Source organism: Methylovirgula ligni (assembly GCF_004135935.1).
Classification (GTDB): domain Bacteria; phylum Pseudomonadota; class Alphaproteobacteria; order Rhizobiales; family Beijerinckiaceae; genus Methylovirgula; species Methylovirgula ligni.
On the sequence record NZ_CP025086.1, the window covers coordinates 1,079,573 to 1,100,422 of the forward strand.

Sequence of the window (20,850 nt, forward strand, 5' to 3'; positions counted from 1 at the left end):
CAATGAACATCCGCCAAAAACCCGAAACTCTCATTCCGCAGAGCGTCACCTGCGGCCCGCTCGCCGGTTCGCGGAAGATTTATGCGGAACCCCGCGCGAATATCCGCGTGCCGTTTCGCGAAATCGTGCTTGAACCTTCTGCCAACGAGCCGCCGGTGCGGGTCTACGATGCCTCGGGCCCTTATACGGAGGACGCGCCGCAGATCGACCTCTCGCAGGGCCTGCCGCGCCTGCGCGCCGCCTGGTACGGAACCCGCGATTTCGAGAGCTATCACGGCCGCGCCGTGAAGCCGGAAGACAACGGCAATGTCGGCGAGGACAGGCTCGTCCCACCCTGCCCGGCCAATGTCGCGCCGCTGCGTGGCAAGTCCGGCAAGCCGGTGACGCAATATGAATTCGCCCGCGCCGGAATCATCACCGAAGAGATGATCTATGTTGCGGCGCGCGAAAATCTCGGCCGCGAGAAAATGCTGGCCGATGCGGAAGCAAAGCTCGCCGATGGCGAAAGCTTCGGCGCCGACATTCCCGCGTTTGTCACACCGGAATTCGTCCGCGCCGAAATCGCCCGCGGGCGCGCCATCATCCCCGCCAACATCAATCATCCGGAACTGGAGCCGATGATCATCGGCCGCAACTTCCTGGTGAAGATCAACGCCAACATCGGCAATTCGGCGGTCACATCTTCGGTGGCGGAAGAAGTCGACAAGATGGTCTGGTCGATCCGCTGGGGCGCGGACACGGTCATGGACCTTTCGACCGGCCGCAACATCCACAACATCCGCGACTGGATCATCCGCAACGCGCCGGTGCCGATCGGCACCGTGCCGATCTATCAGGCGCTGGAAAAGGTCGATGGCGATCCCATCAAGCTCACCTGGGAGATGTTCCGCGACACGTTGATCGAGCAGGCCGAGCAGGGCGTCGATTATTTCACGATCCACGCCGGTGTGCGGCTCGCCTATGTGCCGCTCACTGCGCGCCGCACGACGGGGATCGTCTCACGCGGCGGCTCGATCATGGCGCGCTGGTGTCTGTCGCATCATCGGGAGAGCTTCCTCTACGAACATTTCGACGAGATTTGCGACATCATGCGTGCCTATGATGTCTCGTTCTCGCTCGGCGACGGCCTGCGTCCCGGCTCGATCGCCGACGCCAACGACCGCGCGCAATTCGCCGAACTGGAGACGCTTGGCGAATTGACCAAGATCGCCTGGGACAAGGGCTGTCAGGTGATGATCGAAGGCCCCGGCCATGTGCCGATGCACAAGATCAAGGTGAACATGGAAAAGCAGCTCGAAGAATGCGGCGAGGCGCCGTTCTATACGCTCGGGCCGCTGACGACGGATATCGCGCCGGGCTATGATCACATCACCTCCGGCATTGGCGCGGCGATGATCGGCTGGTTCGGCTGCGCCATGCTTTGCTACGTCACGCCGAAGGAGCATCTCGGCCTGCCCGACCGCGATGATGTGAAGACCGGCGTCATCACCTATCGTATCGCCGCGCATGCCGCCGATCTCGCCAAGGGCCATCCGGCGGCGCAGGTGCGCGACGACGCGCTCTCCCGCGCGCGGTTCGATTTCCGCTGGCAGGATCAGTTCAATCTGTCGCTCGATCCGGAGACCGCCCGCGCCTTCCACGACGAGACTCTGCCGAAGGAGGCGCACAAGGTCGCGCATTTCTGCTCGATGTGCGGGCCGCAATTCTGCTCGATGAAGATCAGCCAGGACTTGCGCGACGAAGCCGCCGCCATCGACGCGCGCGAAAAGGGGATGGCAGACAAGAGCGCGGAGTTCTTGGAAAAGGGCGGGAAGCTTTACGTTTAACGCGCCAACTATGCCGTGCGTCATGGCCGGACTTGATCCGGCCATCCACGCATTTTGATTTTGCAGTGATCAAGCCCCGCCAATTCCGGCAAACGCTCACGACGATCGACTCCACCAAGCAATGCAGTAATAGCGATTGGATTGCTTCGTCATCTGATCCTTCGCAATGACGGATTTTTGCGCGGCACATCACTTGCGTGGATGCGGGTGTTCCGCTTGCGTTTGTTGTGAAGGCGACATTCGTCGCAATGGCGCGAAGGGGACGTTTCACCGGCGGTGCCAGAACGAGGCCCCGGTTCCTCCTGTCGATCTCGCCCGATTGCGCGCTCGATTTTCCAAGGCGGCGCGCGGACGCAATCGCTTCATGGCGACTTCCCGACATTGAGGATTCAATATGACAGCCATTGCCGACACGCCTTATGCCAAACTGGAGGCCGAAGGCCGGCTTCTGAAGCCCAGCCTGAAGGCGGATACGCATGTCGCGGGCAGGTTCGGTTTCCGCGGCGATATTTCCTATGACGATCCGGAAACCGTGCTGAAAGAGGTTTTCAGCGTTTCCGAAAGCGGCAAGCCGGCGATCGGCTTTCTGGCCGGGACCATCAAGGAATATGCGACATTGCCGAAACTCGTCGAAACCCTCGGCGACGTGCTCGACGCCGAAGGTAAATATATCATCTACGTCGCCGATATCCCGCTTGGCTGCCGCTGGTATGTGCCGCTCGGCGCCGCGAAAATCTTCGTCGTCGCGATCGACGAAACCAGCGTCTACAATGAACTGCTCGACGTTTTCTATGTCGATAAGACCAAGCTCAAGAAATATGACACCTCCGCCAAGCTCGACGCCTTGGCCGATGTCGGCCTGAAATACGGGTCGCTTTCCGATTACGAGGCGATCTCCTACGAGGAAGGCCTGAAGCGACAGGCGGCAGCCTGAGGGCCGCGCCCGCGCGGCGGGGGGCTTGCGGTAAGAGCGCGGTTTTGACATCCGTCATGGGCGGGCCTATTTGCCGCGCTATGTGAGGGTGTCATTGCGAACGAAGTGAAGCAATCCAGCCGCAGGTCATGGGTTGCTTCGTCGCTTCGCTCCTCGCAATGACGGCTCTTACCGATCCGGGACCATGCCATGCCCTCGAAACTCGACCAGTTGAAGCAATGGACGATCGTTACCGCCGACTCCGGCGATATCGGTGCCATCGCGCAGTACAAGCCGCAGGATTGCACCACCAATCCGTCGCTCATTCTCAAGGCAGCGGCGATGGAAGCGCATCAGGAGTTGGTGGAGGAGGCGATCCTCTGGGGCTTGAACCATAGCGCCGCGACGAGCCGTATCGCCCAGCGTCTTTCGGTCAATTTCGGCGCCGAGCTGACGAAGCTCGTGCCCGGTCGTGTCTCGACCGAGGTCGATGCCGATCTGTCCTTCGATGTCGAAGGTACGGTCGCGCAGGCGCGCGAGATCATCGCCGATTATCATCAGCGCGGCGTCGGGCGTGAACGCGTGCTGATCAAGGTGGCCGCGACCTGGGAGGGCATCCAGGCTGCCGCGATGCTTCAGAAGGAAGCCATCGACGTCAATCTGACGCTGATCTTCTCGCTGGCGCAGGCGGCGGCGGCCTTCGAGGCTGGTGCTTATCTCATCTCGCCGTTCGTCGGCCGCATCCTCGACTGGCATGTGAAGAACGAGGGCAAGAGCTATACGGCCGAGACCGATCCCGGCGTCGTCTCGGTACGCGAGATTTACGCCTATGCGAAAGCCTATGAGGCGAAGACGATCGTCATGGGCGCCTCGTTCCGCAATCAGGGCGAGATCGAAGCGCTCGCCGGCTGCGACAGCCTGACGATCGCGCCGGCGCTGCTCGACGCGCTGGCGAAGGATGAGGGCGCCTTGCCGCGCGCGCTGGAGCCGGAGAGCGCCAAGGCCAATCCCCCGGCGCAAATGTTCCTCGACGAGAAGAGCTTCCGCTACATGCTGAACGAAGATGCGATGGCGACGGAAAAGCTCGCCGAGGGCATCCGCGTCTTTTCGCGCGATCTGCAGGCTTTGCGCGAGCTTGTCTCGAAACGGCTGGCGCTGGCGGCTTGATCAAATATCGTTGGCCGGTCAAGGCCGGGCTCGTCCCGGCCATCCCGCGGTTGGGGTGCGTGGCGCGATGAAGAAGAGCGACATTATCAATCTTCTCGGCGCGAAATATGGATTCGTATCGCATTTGGAAATATCGACGCCCAATACGGGTTTCCAATATGCGCTTATCGATCGAACCCAATATGCCCGCTGCGAGAGAGCGGTTTATGGCATCGTCGATGAGGACGCGCTTCTCGATCAGGACATCACCTATCGAACATCGCAACGCACCTCTTGCGGCATTGTCAACGCGTTATCGACCATGCCGCCGTTCGATCTCGTTTTCGTCGATCCGCACCACACTTACGAAAATAGCTTTGAGGATATCGTCGGCGCGTTCAGTCTCCTGCGTCAGGGCGGTGCGCTTGTCATCCATGACTGCAATCCTCCCAATTCGCAGGTCGCTGCGCCGGATCTCACGCCCGGGGATTGGTGCGGCGTGACCTATTGGGCTTACATCGATTTCGTTCTCGGGCGCGCCGGCATCACCTATTACACCGTCGATACGGATTACGGGTGTGGTGTCGTTTTCAAGCAGCCGGGCCCGGACCGCGATACAAGCCGGCTGCAATTCGACTGGGTTCGAATGGCTTGGAATGACGATTCACGGTACGATTATTTTGACTGGAATCGCCAAAGACTTCTCAATCTCATCAGCGTCGACGAATTCCGAATTCGCGAAGGATTGCCGCTGCTCACGCCGCCTTCTGCTTCAGCGTGATGAACGCGGCACGCAGGCGGGCGGGACCTGCGCCCGCTGCGTCGGGGCGTTGATCGCCACTCAATTCATCAGGGTCACAATCGCATCGATCGCTTCGCCGTCGCGTACCAGCGCGATGCCGGCGCGGCCGGAGAGGTCTTCCCAGCTCGCCGCGGAACTTTCAAAGCGCAGGATCGTGTCGCCCGGCCGCATCCTGCCCTTCAGCTTTTGCCACGCCTCGCGAAAGCTCGAGCCGCCGAGTTCGGCGTCGATCTCTGCGACGCTGACCGGCGCTTTAAGCCATTCGACCGGCACGTCGGCCATGTCACGCCGCCTTCCGCTTCGGCGTGATGAGCTTGCGGTTGACGAGCAGCTCGGCGATCTGCACGGCGTTGAGCGCCGCGCCCTTGCGCAGATTGTCGGCGACGCACCAGAACGAGAGGCCGTTCTCGACCGTCGCGTCCTCGCGGATGCGCGAGACGAAGGTTGCGTCCTCGCCTGCCGCCTCGTGCGGCGTGATATAGCCGCCGGGCTCGTGCTTATCGATCACCAGAACGCCCGGCGCCTCGCGCAGAATGTCGCGCGCCTCGTCGGCCGTGATCGGCTTCTCGAATTCGACATTCACCGCCTCGGCATGGCTGATGAAGACCGGCACGCGCACACAGGTCGCGGTGAGCTTGATCTTCGGGTCGAGAATCTTCTTCGTCTCGGCCATCATCTTCCACTCTTCCTTGGTGGTGCCGTCCTCCATGAAGACGTCGATCTGCGGAATGAGGTTGAAGGCGATGCGCTTCGGGAACTTCTTCGTCTCGACGCTGTCGGAGACGAAAATCGCGCGCGTCTGGGCGAAAAGTTCGTCCATCGCCTCCTTGCCGGCGCCGGAAACGGATTGATAGGTCGCGACGACGACGCGCTTGATCGTCGCCGCGTCATGCAGCGGCTTCAGCGCGACGACGAGCTGCGCGGTCGAGCAATTCGGGTTGGCGATGATGTTCTTCTTCGCAAAGCCTCTCACCGCGTCGGCATTCACCTCCGGCACGATCAACGGCACGTCCGGGTCCATGCGCCAGGCCGAGGAATTATCGATCACGACGCAGCCCTGACGGCCGATCTTCGGCGAATATTCCTTCGATATCGTGCCGCCGGCTGACATCAGGCAGATGTCGGTACCGGAGAAATCGTAGTTCTCCAGCGATTTGCAGACGAGGGTCTTGTCGCCATAGGACACGTCCGTCCCGATCGAGCGCGAGGATGCGAGCGCGACGACCTCATCGGCCGGAAACCGCCGCTCGGCGAGAATATCGAGCATCTCGCGCCCGACATTGCCGGTGGCGCCGACGACGGCGACCTTGAAACCCATTTTTTTCTCCTTTGTGGCCGGGCAAGATCGTGCGCGGCCGCGCTGCCATAACAAAGATCGGGCGAAAAATCACCCGCGCAAGGGGCTTTAGAAGGGCCTTCAGCGCGGGCGAGATGGCGCGTGTAAAGCCAATATTGACCCTATCCGCAAAAGCGCGCTCCCCGGTAACCAGCGGCAAGCCCTGTCATGCGAGGCTGCCTCTGCCTTCCGCGAGGCGGGGAATTTTCATGCAGGCCACGCTCGACGACATCAGACCGTCACGGCGGGTCGAACTGCCGCAGCGGCTTCGCAAGCGCAAGCGCGGCGTTTCGATCCAGACCGCAGCAATCATGGCGATCCTCTTCGCCGCCGGTCTGGTGCTCATCTGCGGCCGCGAGGCGCCGCCAAGCCAGCCCGAGACTCAAGTGGTGGCCGCGCCGCCGCCGGAATGGACCGATATCGCCCATCCGCTCGCGCTTTTCGACCTGTCAGCGCCGCAGTTCGCCCACCTGCCGCAAGACTATGCCGCCCGGCGCAATCGGCTCGGCGGCGGGCGGCAGGACATTCTCACCTTCGGCCGCCTCGACGGCGGCGATCCCTTCTTCCGGCTGACGCTCTACCGCGTCGGCGGCGAGGCGGTGCCGGATGTGCCGCTCTTTGTCGATCTGGTCCGTGCCGCGGCGGCCATCGATCTCGCGATCACCCGCAGCGCCAATCCCGCGAATCTGCCGACAAGGTTCGGGCCGCTTGAGACGGCGGACATCGACCTCGCCGCCGGCGCCGCGATGGCGGTGCCGTGCCTGGGCTTTCGCGGCGCCGGGCTGGGCGGCGCCTTCCGGCTCAGCGGCTTCGCTTGCGGCACCAAGGCCCGGCCGATGTCACGGCCGGCGCTCGCCTGCCTCATCGACCGGCTCGAATTTGACGGCGAGGGCGGCGATCCGGCGCTGGCGCGCTATTTCGTCGAATCAGAGATGAATCGCGGCCGGGCCTGCGCGGGGACAACGCGCGCTCCGGACCCGGCCAGGGCGAACTGGATCGACGAAGATGATGCACCGCCGCCACTCCGGCTGCGAAAAATGCGCTGAATCGGCATTTGGCCCCGTGTCGGGCGCTTTGTCATTCGCCCCGCGGGAAAAGCCCGGCTAAAATAACGCGCCAGGGTTGGCCCGCCGAATCGGGCGGCTGCCGCTTGGGGCGGAAGGAAAGTTCATTCATGCGTCCGATTTCGATGTTCCTGCTGGCCGTGACCGCTTTCGGCGCCGGCGCCCTTGCCTCCGCTCCCGGCGCCCTCGCGGCGCATAAGCATCATCATCATGCTGCCGTCGTCTATTCCAGCGATCAGCCGCCGCTGACGGTCAACAAGCGGAGCTGGCTCGATCCGGGCAATGTCGTGCCGCAGGGCTCGGAGCAGAATTACGTGACCGCCACGACCGGCTTCAACCAGACGCCGGATCAGGCCTATTTCCCCTCGCGTTTCCACGAGGATAGCCTGCCGCAGCCGCTCTATCCGACCGGCCGCCCGAAGCCGCTGGTCGATTTCTGGACGCCCGCCTATCCGCCTTATCAATAAGGGATTGGAGGCGGGATCAGGCGCCGAAATCGAAATGCGCCAGCACCGGCACATGGTCCGAGGGGCGCTCCCAGCCGCGGCTCTCGCGTAGAATCTTCATGCCGGTCAGCGCCGGTGCCAGGCTTTGGCTCGTCCAGATATGGTCGAGCCGGCGGCCCTTGTCGGCCAAGGCCCAATTGGGCGAGCGATAGCTCCACCACGTATAAAGCTTTTGCTCGGGCGGCACGTAGCGGCGCAAGGCATCGACCCAGGGGCCGGCGGCAAAGACCTGGCCGAGCTTTTCCACCTCGATGGGCGTGTGGCTCACCACTTTAAGCAGCGCCTTGTGGTTCCAGACATCGGTTTCGAGCGGCGCGATATTGAGGTCGCCGACCATCACCGCGTCGCCGCCAGCAATGCCATCCGCCGCGATCCAGGCCGTCATTTCGTCCAGAAAGGCGAGCTTGTGGGCGAATTTCGGATTGATCCCGGGGTCGGGCTCGTCGCCGCCCGCCGGCACGTAGAAATTATGCAGCGTGAAGGCGCGCTCATCGGTCGGCGCCAGTGTCACGCTGATGTGGCGGGCGTCGCCCTTGTCGCAGAAGGGGCGCCGGTCGATAATTCCGAACGGAATTTTCGAGACGATTGCGACGCCGTGATAGCCCTTCTGGCCGTTGATCGCGATGTGCTCGTAGCCCCATTTGCGGAAGGCCGCCGCGGGGAATTCGGCGTCGCGGCATTTCGTTTCCTGCAAGCAGAGAACATCTGGCGCGTGGTCTGCGAGGAATTTGCCGACGAGATCGATGCGCAGGCGGACGGAATTGATATTCCAGGTGGCGAGGGTGAAGGGCAATTTCAACTCTGGAACTTGTTTCATCCGATTGAACATGCGCGAGCCTGGCCGGCAAGAAAAGCTTCGCTCCGGTCACAGGTTTTTGGTGGCGTGTCTGTATGCGCTTTTCGCATTCCGCTCGGGCAAAAAAATAGGGCGCCCGACCGAGATCGGACGCCCCGTGGAGCGACACTGTGCCGGGAGGGGTTCCGGCGAAGCCAGCGGGACAGAACGGGGGGAATTCGTCAGGCCGGCCGTATCACTCTCCGCAAATCAGATAGGTCCGGCCAGAAGGCCCTGCAAGAGAGGTCCCTGAAAATTACCAATTGTTAAGCTGCGGGAGCAGGTCCGGGAAAGCGGAGGCTTTTCAATAAATTCCGGCTAATTCTGGTTCATGAAGCGGCTACTGGAACTGTCGAGCCGGTTGGCGTGGATCTGGAAAACGGAGGGGTCCGGCGGCGTTCTCAGATCGACATTGAAGAGCGAGACAAGAGTTTCGTTGCCCTGCGGATCGGTGACTTCCCATTGCTTGAGCGCAAAAGTCGCGGGATCGAACATCAGCTTGATGCGCGAGGTGCCGCCGAAGGTCTCCTTGTCGACGACCGTGATCGTCACATTGTCCGGATCGCTGGTCACGTCCTGAACCAGCACGTCGCGGGTGAGATCGATCCTGTCCTTGAGCAGGAATTTCAGCGGCGTCTGCCAGATGAAATAGAAGTCCTGCGTCGCCAGCTTGCGGTCGACCACCGCGACTGTCAGGCCATCGGCGACAATGTCGAGCGTTGCGGGCTCGGCATATTCGAAGCGCAGCTTGCCCGGCTTCTGCAGATAGATTTTGCCTTCCGAGCGCCGGTCGCCGCTGATCTGGACGAAATCGCCGATCATCGTGCGCGTCCCGTTGAAATAATCGTTAGCCTTCTGGATCGCGACAGTGGGGTCGATCGGCTGGAAGGGCTGCGCCGGCGCTCCCGGAGCAGCAGCGGGCGGAGTGGCTGGCGTCGGCGTGATCTCGACCGGGCGGGGCTTCGGCAGCGGCGCCGCGGTGGGATCGGCGAAGGCGGCCGCTGGCAGGGTCAAGGCCGCAGCGAGAAGCAACCCGAAAACGCCCGCGCGATCAAAAACAGTCATCGACATACATCTCGCCTTTCGCGCCGGCCGTGATTCGCTCTCGTGGAGATTTATAGCACGGGCCAACCGCTTCCCGCGCGGCTGTGCCGCAAGTCATCCGGCCACTTTGATTGCCGCGAGCGGTAACGGGGCGATGTGGCGGCAATAGGACAGTTCGCCGAGCGCCTTTGCCCTAATAATCGGCACCCGGCTCGAAGGCGCCACGGTCGATGCCGCCGCCGACCAGAATGGTGCGCTTGCCGGAATGGTTCGGAGCGCTGACGACGCCTTCCTTCTCCATCCGCTCGACCAGCGAGGCGGCCTTGTTGTAGCCGACCGAAAGGCGGCGCTGCACATAGCTCGTCGAGCACTTCTTGTCGCGCAGAACGATGGCGACGGCGCGATCGTAGAGATCGCCGCCTTCCTCGCCCTCGGCGCCGGTCGGGAAGCCCTCACCGTCCTCGCCCTGCGGATCGTCCTCGACCGTGATGGCATCGAGATATTCCGGTGCGCCCTGGCTCTTCAGGTGCGCGACGATCTTCTCGACTTCGCCGTCGGAGACAAAGGGGCCGTGCACGCGGATGATACGGCCCCCGCCCGCCATGTAGAGCATGTCGCCCTGGCCGAGCAATTGTTCGGCGCCCTGCTCGCCGAGAATGGTGCGGCTATCGATCTTCGATGTCACCTGGAAGGAAACGCGGGTCGGGAAGTTCGCCTTGATCGTGCCGGTGATGACATCGACGGAGGGACGTTGCGTCGCCATGATGAGATGGATGCCGGCCGCGCGAGCCATTTGCGCGAGCCGCTGGATCGCGCCTTCAATGTCCTTGCCGGCGACCATCATCAAGTCGGCCATTTCGTCGACGATGATGACGAGATAGGGCAGGGGCGAAAGCTCCATTTCCTCCTGCTCGTAGACCGCCTCGCCGGTTTCGCGGTCGAAGCCGGTCTGCACCGTGCGGGTAATGGTCTGGCGCTTGGCGGCAGCCTCGGCGATCTTGGCGTTGAAGCCGTCGATATTGCGCACGCCGAGCTTCGACATTTTCTTGTAGCGGTCTTCCATCTCGCGCACCGCCCATTTGAGCGCGACGATGGCCTTCTTCGGGTCGGTGACGACGGGGGTCAGAAGATGCGGGATGCCGTCGTAGACGGAAAGCTCGAGCATCTTGGGATCGACCATGATCAGCCGGCACTGATCCGGCCGCAGCCGGTAGAGCAGCGACAGAATCATCGTATTGATGGCGACGGATTTGCCGGAGCCAGTGGTGCCGGCAACCAGCAGATGCGGCATGCGGGCAAGATCGACGATGATCGGTTCGCCGCCGATCGTCTTGCCGAGCGCGATGGCGAGGCTGTGTTTCGCGGTCTCGAAATCCTGCGAGGCAAGAAGCTCGCGCAGGAAAACGGTTTCACGGCGCTGGTTCGGCAGTTCGATGCCGATGACGTTGCGGCCTTGCACGACCGCGACGCGGGCCGAAACCGCCGACATCGAGCGCGCGATATCGTCGGCAAGGCCAATGACGCGCGCCGACTTGATACCCGGGGCGGGCTCAAGTTCGTAAAGCGTGACGACGGGGCCCGGGCGCACGTTGATGATCTCGCCCTTGACGCCGAAATCGTCGAGCACGCCTTCGAGCAGGCGCGCATTCTGCTGCAGGGCTTCCTCGGAGACGCGCGCCGTCGTTCCGCGCTTTGGCTCGCTCAACATCAGCAGCGGCGGGAGCTGATATTTGGCCTTGCTCAGCTTCTCCAGCATTGAGGGTTGAATTTCGCGCTGCAGGCGCTGGCCGCTCTTGAGGTTGGCCGCACCGGGGGTCACACGGCTGCGGCCGGCGGACAACGGCGGCGCCATAGCGTCCGCATCCGCCTCCGCCGCCTGTTGCGCGGCGGCGCGGGCGGCTGGCGGCGCATAGGCGCTGGGCTCGAAGCCGAGGTCGAAATTCGGGTCTTCGCGCATGTGCCGTTGATCGAGCGAGGCGCCGACGCGGCGGGCCGCATCCTGCCAGGGCGCGGGGCTCGGCCGCGTCTCGCGCCGTCTGGCGAGCATCCGCGAAAGGCCGGCTTTGGCCGACAACAAGCCGTGAATCACGCCGCCGACGGCGACCAGCGCAAAGCCCGGCTCGCCGGCGATGTCCTCCTCCTCGCCGCCGCGCTTGCGCTTGACCGGCGCCGGTTCCTCGTCCTCGTCGTCGTCGGGATAGGCCTCGGGCTTGGTCGGGCCGACTGCGGCGGCGAGCGCGAGAATGGCGACCGCCGCGAAGATCACGGCGAGAATCAGCGTGGTCACGCCATGCGCACTAAAAATGTGCTTGGGGATGAAGAGAAGGGCATCGCCAAGGACGCCGCCCAGGCCGGTCGGCAACGGCCAGCGGCTTGTCACCGGCAAAACCGCGGCAAAGCCTGTCGCCGCGACGCTGCCGATCAGCCAGAAGAGAATGCGCCAGCCGATTCGATCGAGCCGCCGCGCCCGCAACAGCCGCCAGCCCCAGATCGCGGGCGGCCCCAGCAGCGCCAGCGCGGCAAGCCCCAGCATCTGCATGAAAACGTCGGCGGTGACGGCGCCGGGGACGCCGAGGAGGTTATGAACCGGGGCGCCGGTGGCGTGATTGAGGCTGGGATCCTGGACCGACCAGGTGAGCAGCGCGAGGGCGAGTGCTCCGGTGCCGGAAACCAGCGCCAAACCGGTGATTTCGGCCGCGCGGCGCGCCGCGAAAAGGCGCAGCGGGTCCGGGATGTGGTCCAAGGCCGTGAAACTGGTCGTCGTACGCATCAAGGTGAACGGGCCCCGGTCCAACGCGCGGGGCCGCGATACGTGATCCGCGCCCGCATCACCCAGCCTAAAGAGACGTAGTTAAGGCGGGGTTTAAGCCGGGGACGGCGCCATAAAACGGCGCATAAAAAAGGGGCTCCCGTAGGAGCCCCAGGTTTTTCCAGCGGGGAGGTGCCGGATGTTACTGCACAACCTCGCCATGCAGGGCGAGATCGAGACCGTCGCGTTCCACCTCGGGGCTAACCCTAAGCCCGATCGTGACCTTGATCAGGAAGAGGATAATCGAGGTGACAATGACGTCGTATGCAATCACGACGCCAACGCCGATCAGCTGGTTGACGACCTGGCCGGGGTTGCCTTCGATCAGGCCGGGGGTGCCGCCGTACTGATTGATGGCGAAAACGCCGGTCAGGATGGCGCCGAGCGCGCCGCCGCAGGCATGGACGCCGAAGCAGTCAAGCGCGTCGTCGTAGCCGATCCAGCCCTTCACGAAAGTCACCGTGAAGTAGCAGAAGACGGCGACGGCGATGCCGATCCAGATCGAACCGGCGGGGCCGACGAAGCCCGAAGCCGGCGTGATGGCGACGAGACCGGCGACCGCACCCGAGCAGATGCCGACGATGGTCGGTTTGCCGCGATGCGCCCATTCGATCAGCATCCAGGTCAGGCCCGCGACCGCGGTCGCGATCTGGGTCACCGTCATGGCCATGCCGGCGACGACGCCAGCGGAGACCGCCGAACCGGCATTGAAGCCGAACCAGCCGACCCACAGCAGCGAGGCGCCGATGAAGGTCAGGACGACGTTGTGCGCCGGGCCAGTGTCATTCCGCTTGCCGAGGAACAGCGCACACATCAGACCGGCAACACCGGAGTTGATGTGAACGACGGTGCCGCCGGCGTAGTCGAGCACGTGGACCCAGGCCTTCGGATTGCCGTTCGAGAGGAGGCCATCCGGACCCCAGACCCAATGCGCGATCGGCGCATAGACGAAGATCGCCCACAGGGTCATGAAGATCATCATCGCTGAGAACTTCATGCGCTCCGCGAACGCACCGGCGATCAGGGCCGGGGTGATGATCGCGAAGGTCATCTGGAAGGCCATATAGACCATTTCCGGAATCGTCGGCGCTAGCGGGTTCGGGTTACCTGTGTTGTTGGAGACGTCGCTTAATACGCCTTGCAGGAAGGCGCGCGAGGTTCCGCCGATGAACGCCGAGCCTGGCGTGAAGGCCAGACTGTAGGTAATGACGGCGAAGATGACCGTGATCAGGCAGGTGATCGCGAAGCTGGTCATCACCGTATCGACGACGTTCTTCTTGCGGACCATGCCGCCGTAGAAGAGGCCGAGGCCGGGTACGGTCATCATCAGGACGAGCGCCATCGAGGTCAGCATCCAGGCCGTATCGCCGCTATTCGGCGTACAGACGGTCAGATGGTTGGCATCGCAGGCAGGCGGTGCCGGCGGCGTGGCCGGGGCGGCAGCTGGCGCCGGAGCGGCGGCAGCGGGTGCGGCCGCCGGAGCCGGCGTTTGGGCGTGGGCGCTGTCGAAAGCGCTGAGGTTTACGGAAAAGAGGATGCCCAAAACCAAGGCTGCAAGCGCCAGCCGCGACGGCTTTTTGCATGCTTCCCAAGCCGAGGTAAGGCCCGTCCTCACTGACGGAATCAATTTCATCTCGTTACTCCTGCTAATCTCGGTTGAGCATCAGATGGCGTCGGCGCCCTTTTCGCCGGTCCGGATACGCACGACTTCGTCGAGCGGGCTGACAAAGATTTTGCCGTCGCCGATCTCGCCCGTCCGCGCTGCGGAAGTGATCGCCGCAATCGTCCTGTCGACGAGTTCGGCGCCAATGGCGACTTCGACTTTCAGCTTGGGAAGGAAGTTCACGGCATATTCGGCGCCACGGTAGATTTCCGTGTGGCCCTTCTGACGCCCGTACCCTTTGACTTCGCTCACGGTCATGCCGTGCACGCCGAGCGTAGTGAGCGCGTCTCTAACCTCGTCGAGCTTGAACGGTTTGATGATGGCCGTCACAATTTTCATTTTATCCTCCAATGAGCGCAGGTCCGGGTCACATACATTCGGGCAGCGGGACTATGGCTTCTCATCCGCGCCGTGCCGCGGAAACCCGAGGCATGACACGGCTGCGATGGAACTCGCCTGGGTCTGTCCTGCTGACCGATACGCGGGAATTGCGAACCGGATCGCTGCAATCGTGACCATGCCCCCATACTGATCACGCGGAGTGGGCGTAGACGGCCATGGTCAAGACGTCCGAAAGCAAGGCATGGGCCAGTACAGGCCAATGCACCGGGCCAAAGCTTATTTGATGCTCTCAGTGCTGCTACGGCGCCGCTTTGGGGATTTGGGACCGCGCTCTACGCGCTCGGGCCGAGCAAACGCAGCAGGCCTTCTTGCGCAACGCTGGCAACGAGTTCACCCGCGCGGCTGTAGATCAGGCCGCGGGTGAGCCCGCGCGCCCCGCCTGAGTTCGGGCTGTCCTGCGCATAGAGCAGCCAGTCGTCGGCGCGAAAGGGCCGATGAAACCAAAGCGCGTGATCGAGGCTGGCGATCTGGATGTCGGGGTCGAACAAGGTGCGGCCGTGCGCGACCATCGCCACGTCGAGCAGCGTCATATCGGAAAGATAGGCGAGAACTGCGCGATGCACCGCCGGATCGTCCGGCAGCCGGCCTTTGGCCCGGACCCATACATATTGCGTCGCCTCCGGCCGCTTATGCCCAAGATAATGGGATGGATCGACGAGGCGCAGTTCGATCGCGCCCTCATCCTCCAGCCAGCCCCGCATGGCCTGAAGGCCGGGCGGCAATTTCTCGCCGAACCGGGCAAAGAATGCGGCTTCATCGGGTAGATTTTCCGGCGGAATGACGTCCGGCAAAGGAAAGGCGTGGCTAAAGCCCGATTCGCTGACGTGAAAAGAGGCAGAAAGCGAAAAAATTGGGCGGCCGTGTTGGACGGCGTTACAGCGCCGCGTCGCGAAGCTCTTGCCATCGCGAATCCGGTCGACCTCATAGACGATCGGCGCGCGGGGATCGCCGGGCAGAAGAAAATAGGCATGCAGCGAGTGTGGCAGGCGGTCCGCCGGAACGGTGCGCTCCGCCGCAACGAGGGATTGGGCGATCACCAGGCCGCCGAAAACCCTCTGCCAGCCCGCCTGCGGGCTATGGCCGCGAAAGATATTGTCCTCGATCCGTTCGAGATCGAGTGTCTCTATAAGTTTAGCAACAGCGCTGGACATTCGATGTTCGGCTTGCCCCCTGCCCGCTTCCCTTTGGCCGGCGCGACACTCATACGTCGAGCGGGCGCGCCTCTTCGGGCAGCATGATCGGTATGCCGTCGCGGATCGGATAGGCGAGCTTGGCGGCGCGGGAGATCAGCTCCTGCTTCTGTGCATCGTATTCCAGCGTCGTCTTGGTCAGCGGGCAGACGAGGATTTCGAGCAGCCGCGGATCGATCCGGGTCTTCGGCGCCGGCGTTTCGGGGGCCGCGTTCTGGTTCTGCTCCACCATGATCGATCCTTACTGCAGCCGCGATGACGCGCGCTTGGCGCGGGCCAATTCATATTCGGTAATCGCCACCAGAACCTCGGCGCGCAGCTTCAGGCTGGGCGCTTCGAGCAGCGCCTGCTTCTCGCGCGGTCCGTAGGGGCTCATCATGGAAAGCGCATTGACGAGGGCTTCGTTCGGCGCCTCGCGGACGCTGTCCCAATCGACGGGAACCTCATTGACCTCCGCGAACTCCCGCAAGGTGCGCAAGACGCTTTCGCGATCGACCCCCTCTTCGCCCACGCTCGGCGTGAGATCGCCCTGGAAGTCCGAGAAATCGACGCGGCCCTGGCGATAAAGCGTCTCCGCGGCGATTTCCTCGGACATGCGGAAACGCGCGACGCCCGTCAGCGTGATGAGATAGCGCCCGTCGCCGGTCTCGGCGAATTGGGTCAGGCGGCCGGCGCAGCCGATGGATTGCAGCGCCGGTGCCGCTTCTTCTTCCGCCGCTTCGCTCTCCGGCTGAATCAAGCCGATCATGCGATGTGTCGCGAGCGCATCGTCGATCATCGCGAGATAGCGCGGCTCGAAAATATTCAGCGGCAATTCCCCGCGCGGCAGCAGCAAGGCTCCGGAAAGGGGAAATACCGGAATGATCTTCGGCAGATCGGCCGTTCCACGATAGGGTTTGTTGATGGTCATGCCTATGCCTCGTCCCGGGCCGGGATCAGGAGAAGAGCAGCGCCGAGAGTTTACGCCGCGCGGCGCCGGTCGCCGCATCCATGTTGCCCCAAGCCTCGAAGAATTGCAGCAATTGCTTGCGGGCGGCGGCTTCGTTCCAGTCGCGGTCGCGTTTGATGATGGTGAGCAGCGCGTCGGCCGCCTCGTTCCGCCGGCCCTGCGCATTGAGCGCGATTGCGAGATCATAACGCGCCTGGTGATCGTTTGGTTCGGCGCCGACGCGGCGTTCGAGTTCGCCAAGCTCGCCGACGCCGGCTGCCCGGATCGCGGTTTCGACCGCCGCGCGCGCGGCCCCGAGCGCCGGATCCTGCGCGGCGCTCGCCGGCACCTCCGCCAGCAGCCTTTCGGCCTCCGCCAGTTCGCCCGCCGCCACGCTGGCCTTGATCAAACCGGCGCGGGCGCCGATGTCGTCCGGGTTCTCGGTATGGAGGGCGCGGAAGATTTCGAGCGCGGCGAGCGGGTCGCCCGCCGCCAGCGCCGCTTCCGCGATGCCGCGCAAATCCTCTTCCTCGGGCAGCGGCCCGACGAGCCGCTCGATAAAGCCGCGCACCTGGTTTTCCGGCAACGCGCCCATAAAGCCATCGACCGGCTGGGCGCGCTGGAAGGCGATGACGGCGGGGATGGAGCGGATGCCGAGTTGGCCGGCGATCTGCGGATGCTCGTCGATGTTCATGGTGACGAGCTTGACCTTTCCCTGCGCCGCTTTCACCGCCTTTTCGAGCAGCGGCGTCAATTGCTTACAGGGCTGGCACCAGGGCGCCCAGAAATCAACGAGGACGGGCTGGCGGCCGGATTCGGTCAGCACGTCGTTGGCGAAGGTCGCCGCCGTCGTCGCCTTGGAAACGGGCGCCTCGGGCAGCAAATCCGTCACCTGTTCCGATAGCTGCACCATCCCCCGCTCTCCTTTCGCATCCCGCTCCGGACGCTCTGCGCATCCTGCATAGATGCGTCGGGGTCAAGCTTTTCGCAACTGCGCGCCAATTTTTTGAAGGCGGGGGTAAAGTGAGGGGAAGGCCCAGCGTCGGCGCGGAAAATTTTGTGACGCCAGCTTGATTGCAATGGCGGAAGGTTTGCGGCATATAGCCGGGACGCTGGGGCCTGCCCCGGCGCGGATGCGGGTGTAGCTCAGGGGTAGAGCACAACCTTGCCAAGGTTGGGGTCGAGGGTTCGAATCCCTTCGCCCGCTCCAAATTTCCTTCAAGGAAATCAGAGCGTTATGACAGGGCCGCCGCGAGGCGGCCCTTCGCTTTTGGTGCTTACATTCTGGTTATCAAAAAAATGTAAGCACTATGTAAGCAGTCCAGCGAAAGCTGGGTGCGACTTGGGCGTGCTCTGGCGTGCCTATGCGGCCGGTTCCAAGGCCGCTTGGATGGCAGCGACTACCGCCTTGCCGCCGGCCAAGGCGGTTCCCGATCCGGTACTGGACGCTCGCCGGGCAAGTTCAAATCCTGCCCCCACAACAGAATGGTCGTCAGAGGCCGATCCTGGGCGTTGCGTCTACCGTTGTCCTCCGAAGGTGGAGGCCACACGTTCGAATCGTGTCGGGCGCGCCATCTCATCATCAAACACTGGGACTAAGCGCGTCCACTTCGCCTTATTCTAAAGTCCACTGGCTAATATGGACGTCCGTCGATCACCGTTTGCTGCTCCGAGCAGACAGAGTGGCGGCGTTAGCAGAAGTTGTTCGCTCCGACCTTCACGCCCTCCAACATCAACGTCCTGGCGTCGCATTTGCACGCCGCGGCAGGAGCACCAAGTCGGCCGCTTCCTCGGCGTCTTTCAGGAGCACCTTGCGTGGCGCGCCCAACTGCGCATGCATCGTCAGACCGCGAGCAAGGTCGAGGACCTGGCGCGCGCGCGTTCCGACAGGAAAGTCAGACGGGATTTCTCCCGCGCTGATCCCGTCGCAGAAACGGCGTTCCACGAGCGCCAAGCCGCCAGCTGCGGCGTCCTTCAGGAACTGCTTGACCTCGGGGTCGTCCACGAGGGGCGCGACGCACACCATTAGACATCCTCGGACGGACCCTTCCTCGGTCGCAACTTCCACGGCGTGCCTCAAGAAGCCGGCAATCGAGTCGCGAAGAGCCGGGGGCGAGAAGAGTGCCTTTGCCGCGCCGGCACCCTTCCGCTCAGCGTACGCCCGCAGGACACGCAGGAAGAGCGTCCGCTTGTCCCCGAAGACGGAATACAGGCTCTGCCGTCCCACACCCATGCCTGCGATGAGATCGTCGATCGCTACACCGTCGTAGCTTTTCGACCAGAAGATCTGCGTCGCTTTGTTCAGCGCTTCGCTCTCGTCGAAGTTTCGCGGCCGTCCGCGCGGCCTGTTTGAATTTGTCAGCATTTAGTCCAAAAATCCTTGACCGCATGATCTATAAGAATATATAAGGAAACAGTCCAAAAATCGCAAGCTGACTTCTGGCCTCACGACCGACCTCTCTCACCGTGGAACCAAATATGAGACATTCAATCGCTCTGGTCACCGGCGCTACGTCCGGGCTCGGTTATGCCGCGGCCCGCTTGCTCGCCGACGGGGGATGGCAGGAGGTCATAGTAACGGGACGCAGCCTGGCCAAGACCAAGGAAACCGCCGCTCAGCTTGCGGATGAGACCAAGAAACGGGTGTTCACGCCGCTGGAGCTTGATCTGAACAAGGCCGCCAGCGCCCAGTCCGCGGTTGCCGAGCTGGTCAAACGAGGTCGGCCGGTCGATTTCCTGCTGCTCAATGCGGGGCTGGTTCCCTTCAAGCAGCGCGAGATTACCGCGGCGGGCGTCGAGGCATCTCAGGCCCCGCTAATTGGTCATCATGAGCTGACTGTCGGGTTGCTCAACGCCAACCTGCTGAGTCCCGACGCGCGGATTGTTATCGCCGGCGCGGAGCCTGCCCGAGGGGGCGTGCCCATGTTCAAATACACCGACCTGCCCGCCTTCGCGGCCAAATACCATCACGGCAACCGAACCGCCGCTGTGGAAGAGCTGATCCGCAACGGGCCGAACGTGAAGTACGTGCCCAACAATGCGTATGCCGACGCGAAGCTCATTATCGCCTGGTGGGTCGCGGCGCTGGCGCGCCGGCTGCCGTCGGACATGGCCGTGTACGCCGTATCGCCCGGTGGGGCGACCGCCACCAACGTGGTGCGAAGCGCTAGCCCGATGTTGAAGTATGTGTTTATCCCAATCGTGAACCTCATTCCCGGCATGAACCAGACGCCGGAGACTGCGGCCAGTCGGTACATCCAGGCATCCGAGTTCGGAACCGACGTCTCGGGGCAATTCTTCGCTTCGGCCAAAGGGAAGTTCTCAGGCCCAGTCGAGGTGCAGCGCGAGCCGCACCTCCACGATCGCGCCAGCCAGGAAGCTGCGTGGCAGGCCGTCGTCAAGGTCTCCGGCATCGACTTGTCTCGTCCCGCAACCTTAAGCGCGGTGTCCTGAAGGAGCGCCGGTCACGGCGACCCGACTCAGCGGGTGATGCGGAGCTACAGGTGCCCAGGAGTGCCTTCGGCATTCAAAATAAGTGGTCTGAAATCCACCTGATCACCAGCGTCACGCAAACTTTTCATATGAAATTGTCCAAAACCCATAGACGCCAAGGGCGTCCCGAGGAGAATACGAATGGCACGGTATCAAGATAAAAAGGTGGTGATCCTCGGTGGCACCAGCGGTATGGGTCTCGCGACGGCGAAGACGCTCCTCGAGGGGGGCGCACGCGTTCTGGTGACGGGTCGCTCACAGGCCGGCCTGGATTCCGCACGGCAAGAGCTTGGGACGGACGCCATCGTGGTTTCGAGCGACGCGCGATCGTTGACGGACATTGATGCCCTCGCCGCTCAGGTGAAGGCCGAGTTCGACACCATCGACCTCCTTTTCGTCAACGCCGGGTTCAGCATCCCAACGCCTCTCGCGAACGTGACGGAGGACATCTACGACGAGATGTTCAATCTGAACGCCAAGGGCCCGTTCTTTGCGGTCCAAAAGCTTTCGCCGCTGATCAATCGGGGAGGCTCGGTCGTCCTCACGACCTCGGTCGCCAACGTCAAGGGACTGCCGGGCCAAGCCACCTACGGCGCCGCCAAGGCTGCGCTGCGATCCTTCGCTCGGGTGCTCGCAGTCGAGCTGCTTCCCCAGGACATCCGCGTCAACGCGGTGTCGCCCGGCCCCATCGACACGGGCATCCTGAACAAGGTGTTCCCTACGGAAGAGATGCGTACTCACGTCAAGGAGCACACCGTCGGCATCATCCCGATGAAGCGCTTCGGGACCTCGGAGGAGATCGCGAAGGCCGTCCTCTTCCTCGCCTTCGATGCGACCTTCACGACCGGCCTTGAGATTCCGGTCGATGGGGGTTGGTCGCAACTATGAGGGCGA

General features: G+C 63.1%; 20 protein-coding genes and 1 tRNA gene. 9 read left to right on the forward strand and 12 right to left on the reverse strand.

The annotated features are described in order from the left end of the window. Window positions 1–2: 2 nt before the first annotated feature. From thiC to CWB41_RS05220, 4 genes are all read left to right on the forward strand, one after another. Window positions 3–1,826 (forward strand): phosphomethylpyrimidine synthase ThiC, encoded by a 1,824-nt coding sequence (gene thiC / locus CWB41_RS05205; RefSeq protein WP_115835261.1) that lies wholly within the window; start codon window positions 3–5, stop codon window positions 1,824–1,826. Between the two features lie 394 nt (window positions 1,827–2,220). Next, window positions 2,221–2,760 carry a hypothetical protein gene (locus tag CWB41_RS05210; protein WP_115835260.1) on the forward strand — a complete coding sequence of 180 codons (540 nt, stop codon included), beginning with the start codon at window positions 2,221–2,223 and terminating at the stop codon, window positions 2,758–2,760. A 189-nt stretch (window positions 2,761–2,949) separates the two neighbouring features. Further along, window positions 2,950–3,906 carry a transaldolase gene (gene tal, locus CWB41_RS05215; RefSeq protein WP_115835259.1) on the forward strand — a complete coding sequence of 319 codons (957 nt, stop codon included), beginning with the start codon at window positions 2,950–2,952 and terminating at the stop codon, window positions 3,904–3,906. A gap of 67 nt (window positions 3,907–3,973) precedes the next feature. Further along, complete coding sequence (locus CWB41_RS05220; protein WP_165204024.1) at window positions 3,974–4,666, forward strand: class I SAM-dependent methyltransferase; 693 nt, start codon at window positions 3,974–3,976, stop codon at window positions 4,664–4,666. Between the two features lie 60 nt (window positions 4,667–4,726). On the opposite strand, the gene CWB41_RS05225 is transcribed toward CWB41_RS05220, so the two are convergent. Together CWB41_RS05225 and CWB41_RS05230 are read right to left on the reverse strand one after the other, a co-directional pair. Continuing rightward, window positions 4,727–4,969: a hypothetical protein gene (locus tag CWB41_RS05225; RefSeq protein ID WP_115835257.1), complete on the reverse strand. Its 243-nt coding sequence runs from the start codon at window positions 4,967–4,969 to the stop codon at window positions 4,727–4,729. A 1-nt stretch (window position 4,970) separates the two neighbouring features. Further along, window positions 4,971–6,005, reverse strand: coding sequence for an aspartate-semialdehyde dehydrogenase (locus CWB41_RS05230; RefSeq protein ID WP_115835256.1), 1,035 nt, complete (start codon window positions 6,003–6,005; stop codon window positions 4,971–4,973). A 227-nt stretch (window positions 6,006–6,232) separates the two neighbouring features. Between CWB41_RS05230 and CWB41_RS05235 the strand changes: the two genes are divergently transcribed. Both CWB41_RS05235 and CWB41_RS05240 read left to right on the forward strand, forming a co-directional pair. Next, window positions 6,233–7,069 (forward strand): hypothetical protein, encoded by an 837-nt coding sequence (locus CWB41_RS05235; RefSeq protein WP_115835255.1) that lies wholly within the window; start codon window positions 6,233–6,235, stop codon window positions 7,067–7,069. Window positions 7,070–7,197: 128 nt separating this feature from the next. After that, window positions 7,198–7,554 (forward strand): hypothetical protein, encoded by a 357-nt coding sequence (locus tag CWB41_RS05240; RefSeq protein ID WP_129396413.1) that lies wholly within the window; start codon window positions 7,198–7,200, stop codon window positions 7,552–7,554. Window positions 7,555–7,570: 16 nt separating this feature from the next. On the opposite strand, the gene CWB41_RS05245 is transcribed toward CWB41_RS05240, so the two are convergent. From CWB41_RS05245 to CWB41_RS05285, 9 genes are all read right to left on the reverse strand, one after another. Then, complete coding sequence (locus tag CWB41_RS05245) at window positions 7,571–8,410, reverse strand: exodeoxyribonuclease III (RefSeq protein ID WP_245411139.1); 840 nt, start codon at window positions 8,408–8,410, stop codon at window positions 7,571–7,573. A 336-nt stretch (window positions 8,411–8,746) separates the two neighbouring features. Then, the gene (locus tag CWB41_RS05250; protein WP_245411138.1) at window positions 8,747–9,499 is read right to left on the reverse strand and encodes a LolA family protein; all 753 of its coding nucleotides are present in this window, start codon (window positions 9,497–9,499) and stop codon (window positions 8,747–8,749) included. Window positions 9,500–9,665: 166 nt separating this feature from the next. Then, window positions 9,666–12,242, reverse strand: a complete 2,577-nt coding sequence (locus tag CWB41_RS05255; protein WP_115835509.1) for an FtsK/SpoIIIE family DNA translocase — start codon at window positions 12,240–12,242, stop codon at window positions 9,666–9,668. A 181-nt stretch (window positions 12,243–12,423) separates the two neighbouring features. Continuing rightward, window positions 12,424–13,914 (reverse strand): ammonium transporter, encoded by a 1,491-nt coding sequence (locus CWB41_RS05260; RefSeq protein ID WP_115835253.1) that lies wholly within the window; start codon window positions 13,912–13,914, stop codon window positions 12,424–12,426. A 30-nt stretch (window positions 13,915–13,944) separates the two neighbouring features. Then, window positions 13,945–14,283 (reverse strand): P-II family nitrogen regulator, encoded by a 339-nt coding sequence (locus CWB41_RS05265; RefSeq protein WP_115835252.1) that lies wholly within the window; start codon window positions 14,281–14,283, stop codon window positions 13,945–13,947. 335 nt (window positions 14,284–14,618) lie between these two features. After that, window positions 14,619–15,497 carry an acyl-CoA thioesterase II gene (tesB, locus tag CWB41_RS05270; RefSeq protein ID WP_115835251.1) on the reverse strand — a complete coding sequence of 293 codons (879 nt, stop codon included), beginning with the start codon at window positions 15,495–15,497 and terminating at the stop codon, window positions 14,619–14,621. A gap of 49 nt (window positions 15,498–15,546) precedes the next feature. Then, window positions 15,547–15,768 (reverse strand): Trm112 family protein, encoded by a 222-nt coding sequence (locus CWB41_RS05275; protein WP_115835250.1) that lies wholly within the window; start codon window positions 15,766–15,768, stop codon window positions 15,547–15,549. Window positions 15,769–15,777: 9 nt separating this feature from the next. After that, entirely contained in the window at window positions 15,778–16,446 is a 669-nt protein-coding gene (locus tag CWB41_RS05280; RefSeq protein ID WP_115835249.1) for an LON peptidase substrate-binding domain-containing protein, read from the reverse strand. Window positions 16,447–16,471: 25 nt separating this feature from the next. Continuing rightward, a complete protein-coding gene (locus tag CWB41_RS05285) occupies window positions 16,472–17,377 on the reverse strand; it encodes a thioredoxin family protein (protein ID WP_115835248.1) in 906 nt (301 codons plus the stop codon). A 222-nt stretch (window positions 17,378–17,599) separates the two neighbouring features. Between CWB41_RS05285 and CWB41_RS05290 the strand changes: the two genes are divergently transcribed. Further along, window positions 17,600–17,674, forward strand: a tRNA-Gly gene (locus tag CWB41_RS05290). Window positions 17,675–18,196: 522 nt separating this feature from the next. Here the strand turns inward: CWB41_RS05290 and CWB41_RS05295 are convergent. Further along, on the reverse strand, window positions 18,197–18,829 hold the full coding sequence (locus CWB41_RS05295) for a TetR/AcrR family transcriptional regulator (RefSeq protein WP_115835247.1): 633 nt from the start codon (window positions 18,827–18,829) through the stop codon (window positions 18,197–18,199). Between the two features lie 113 nt (window positions 18,830–18,942). On the opposite strand from CWB41_RS05295, the gene CWB41_RS05300 reads away from it, so the two are divergent. Together CWB41_RS05300 and CWB41_RS05305 are read left to right on the forward strand one after the other, a co-directional pair. After that, on the forward strand, window positions 18,943–19,917 hold the full coding sequence (locus CWB41_RS05300; RefSeq protein WP_115835508.1) for an SDR family NAD(P)-dependent oxidoreductase: 975 nt from the start codon (window positions 18,943–18,945) through the stop codon (window positions 19,915–19,917). A 180-nt stretch (window positions 19,918–20,097) separates the two neighbouring features. Beyond that, window positions 20,098–20,844: an SDR family oxidoreductase gene (locus tag CWB41_RS05305; protein WP_115835246.1), complete on the forward strand. Its 747-nt coding sequence runs from the start codon at window positions 20,098–20,100 to the stop codon at window positions 20,842–20,844. The last annotated feature ends 6 nt before the right edge of the window (window positions 20,845–20,850 follow it).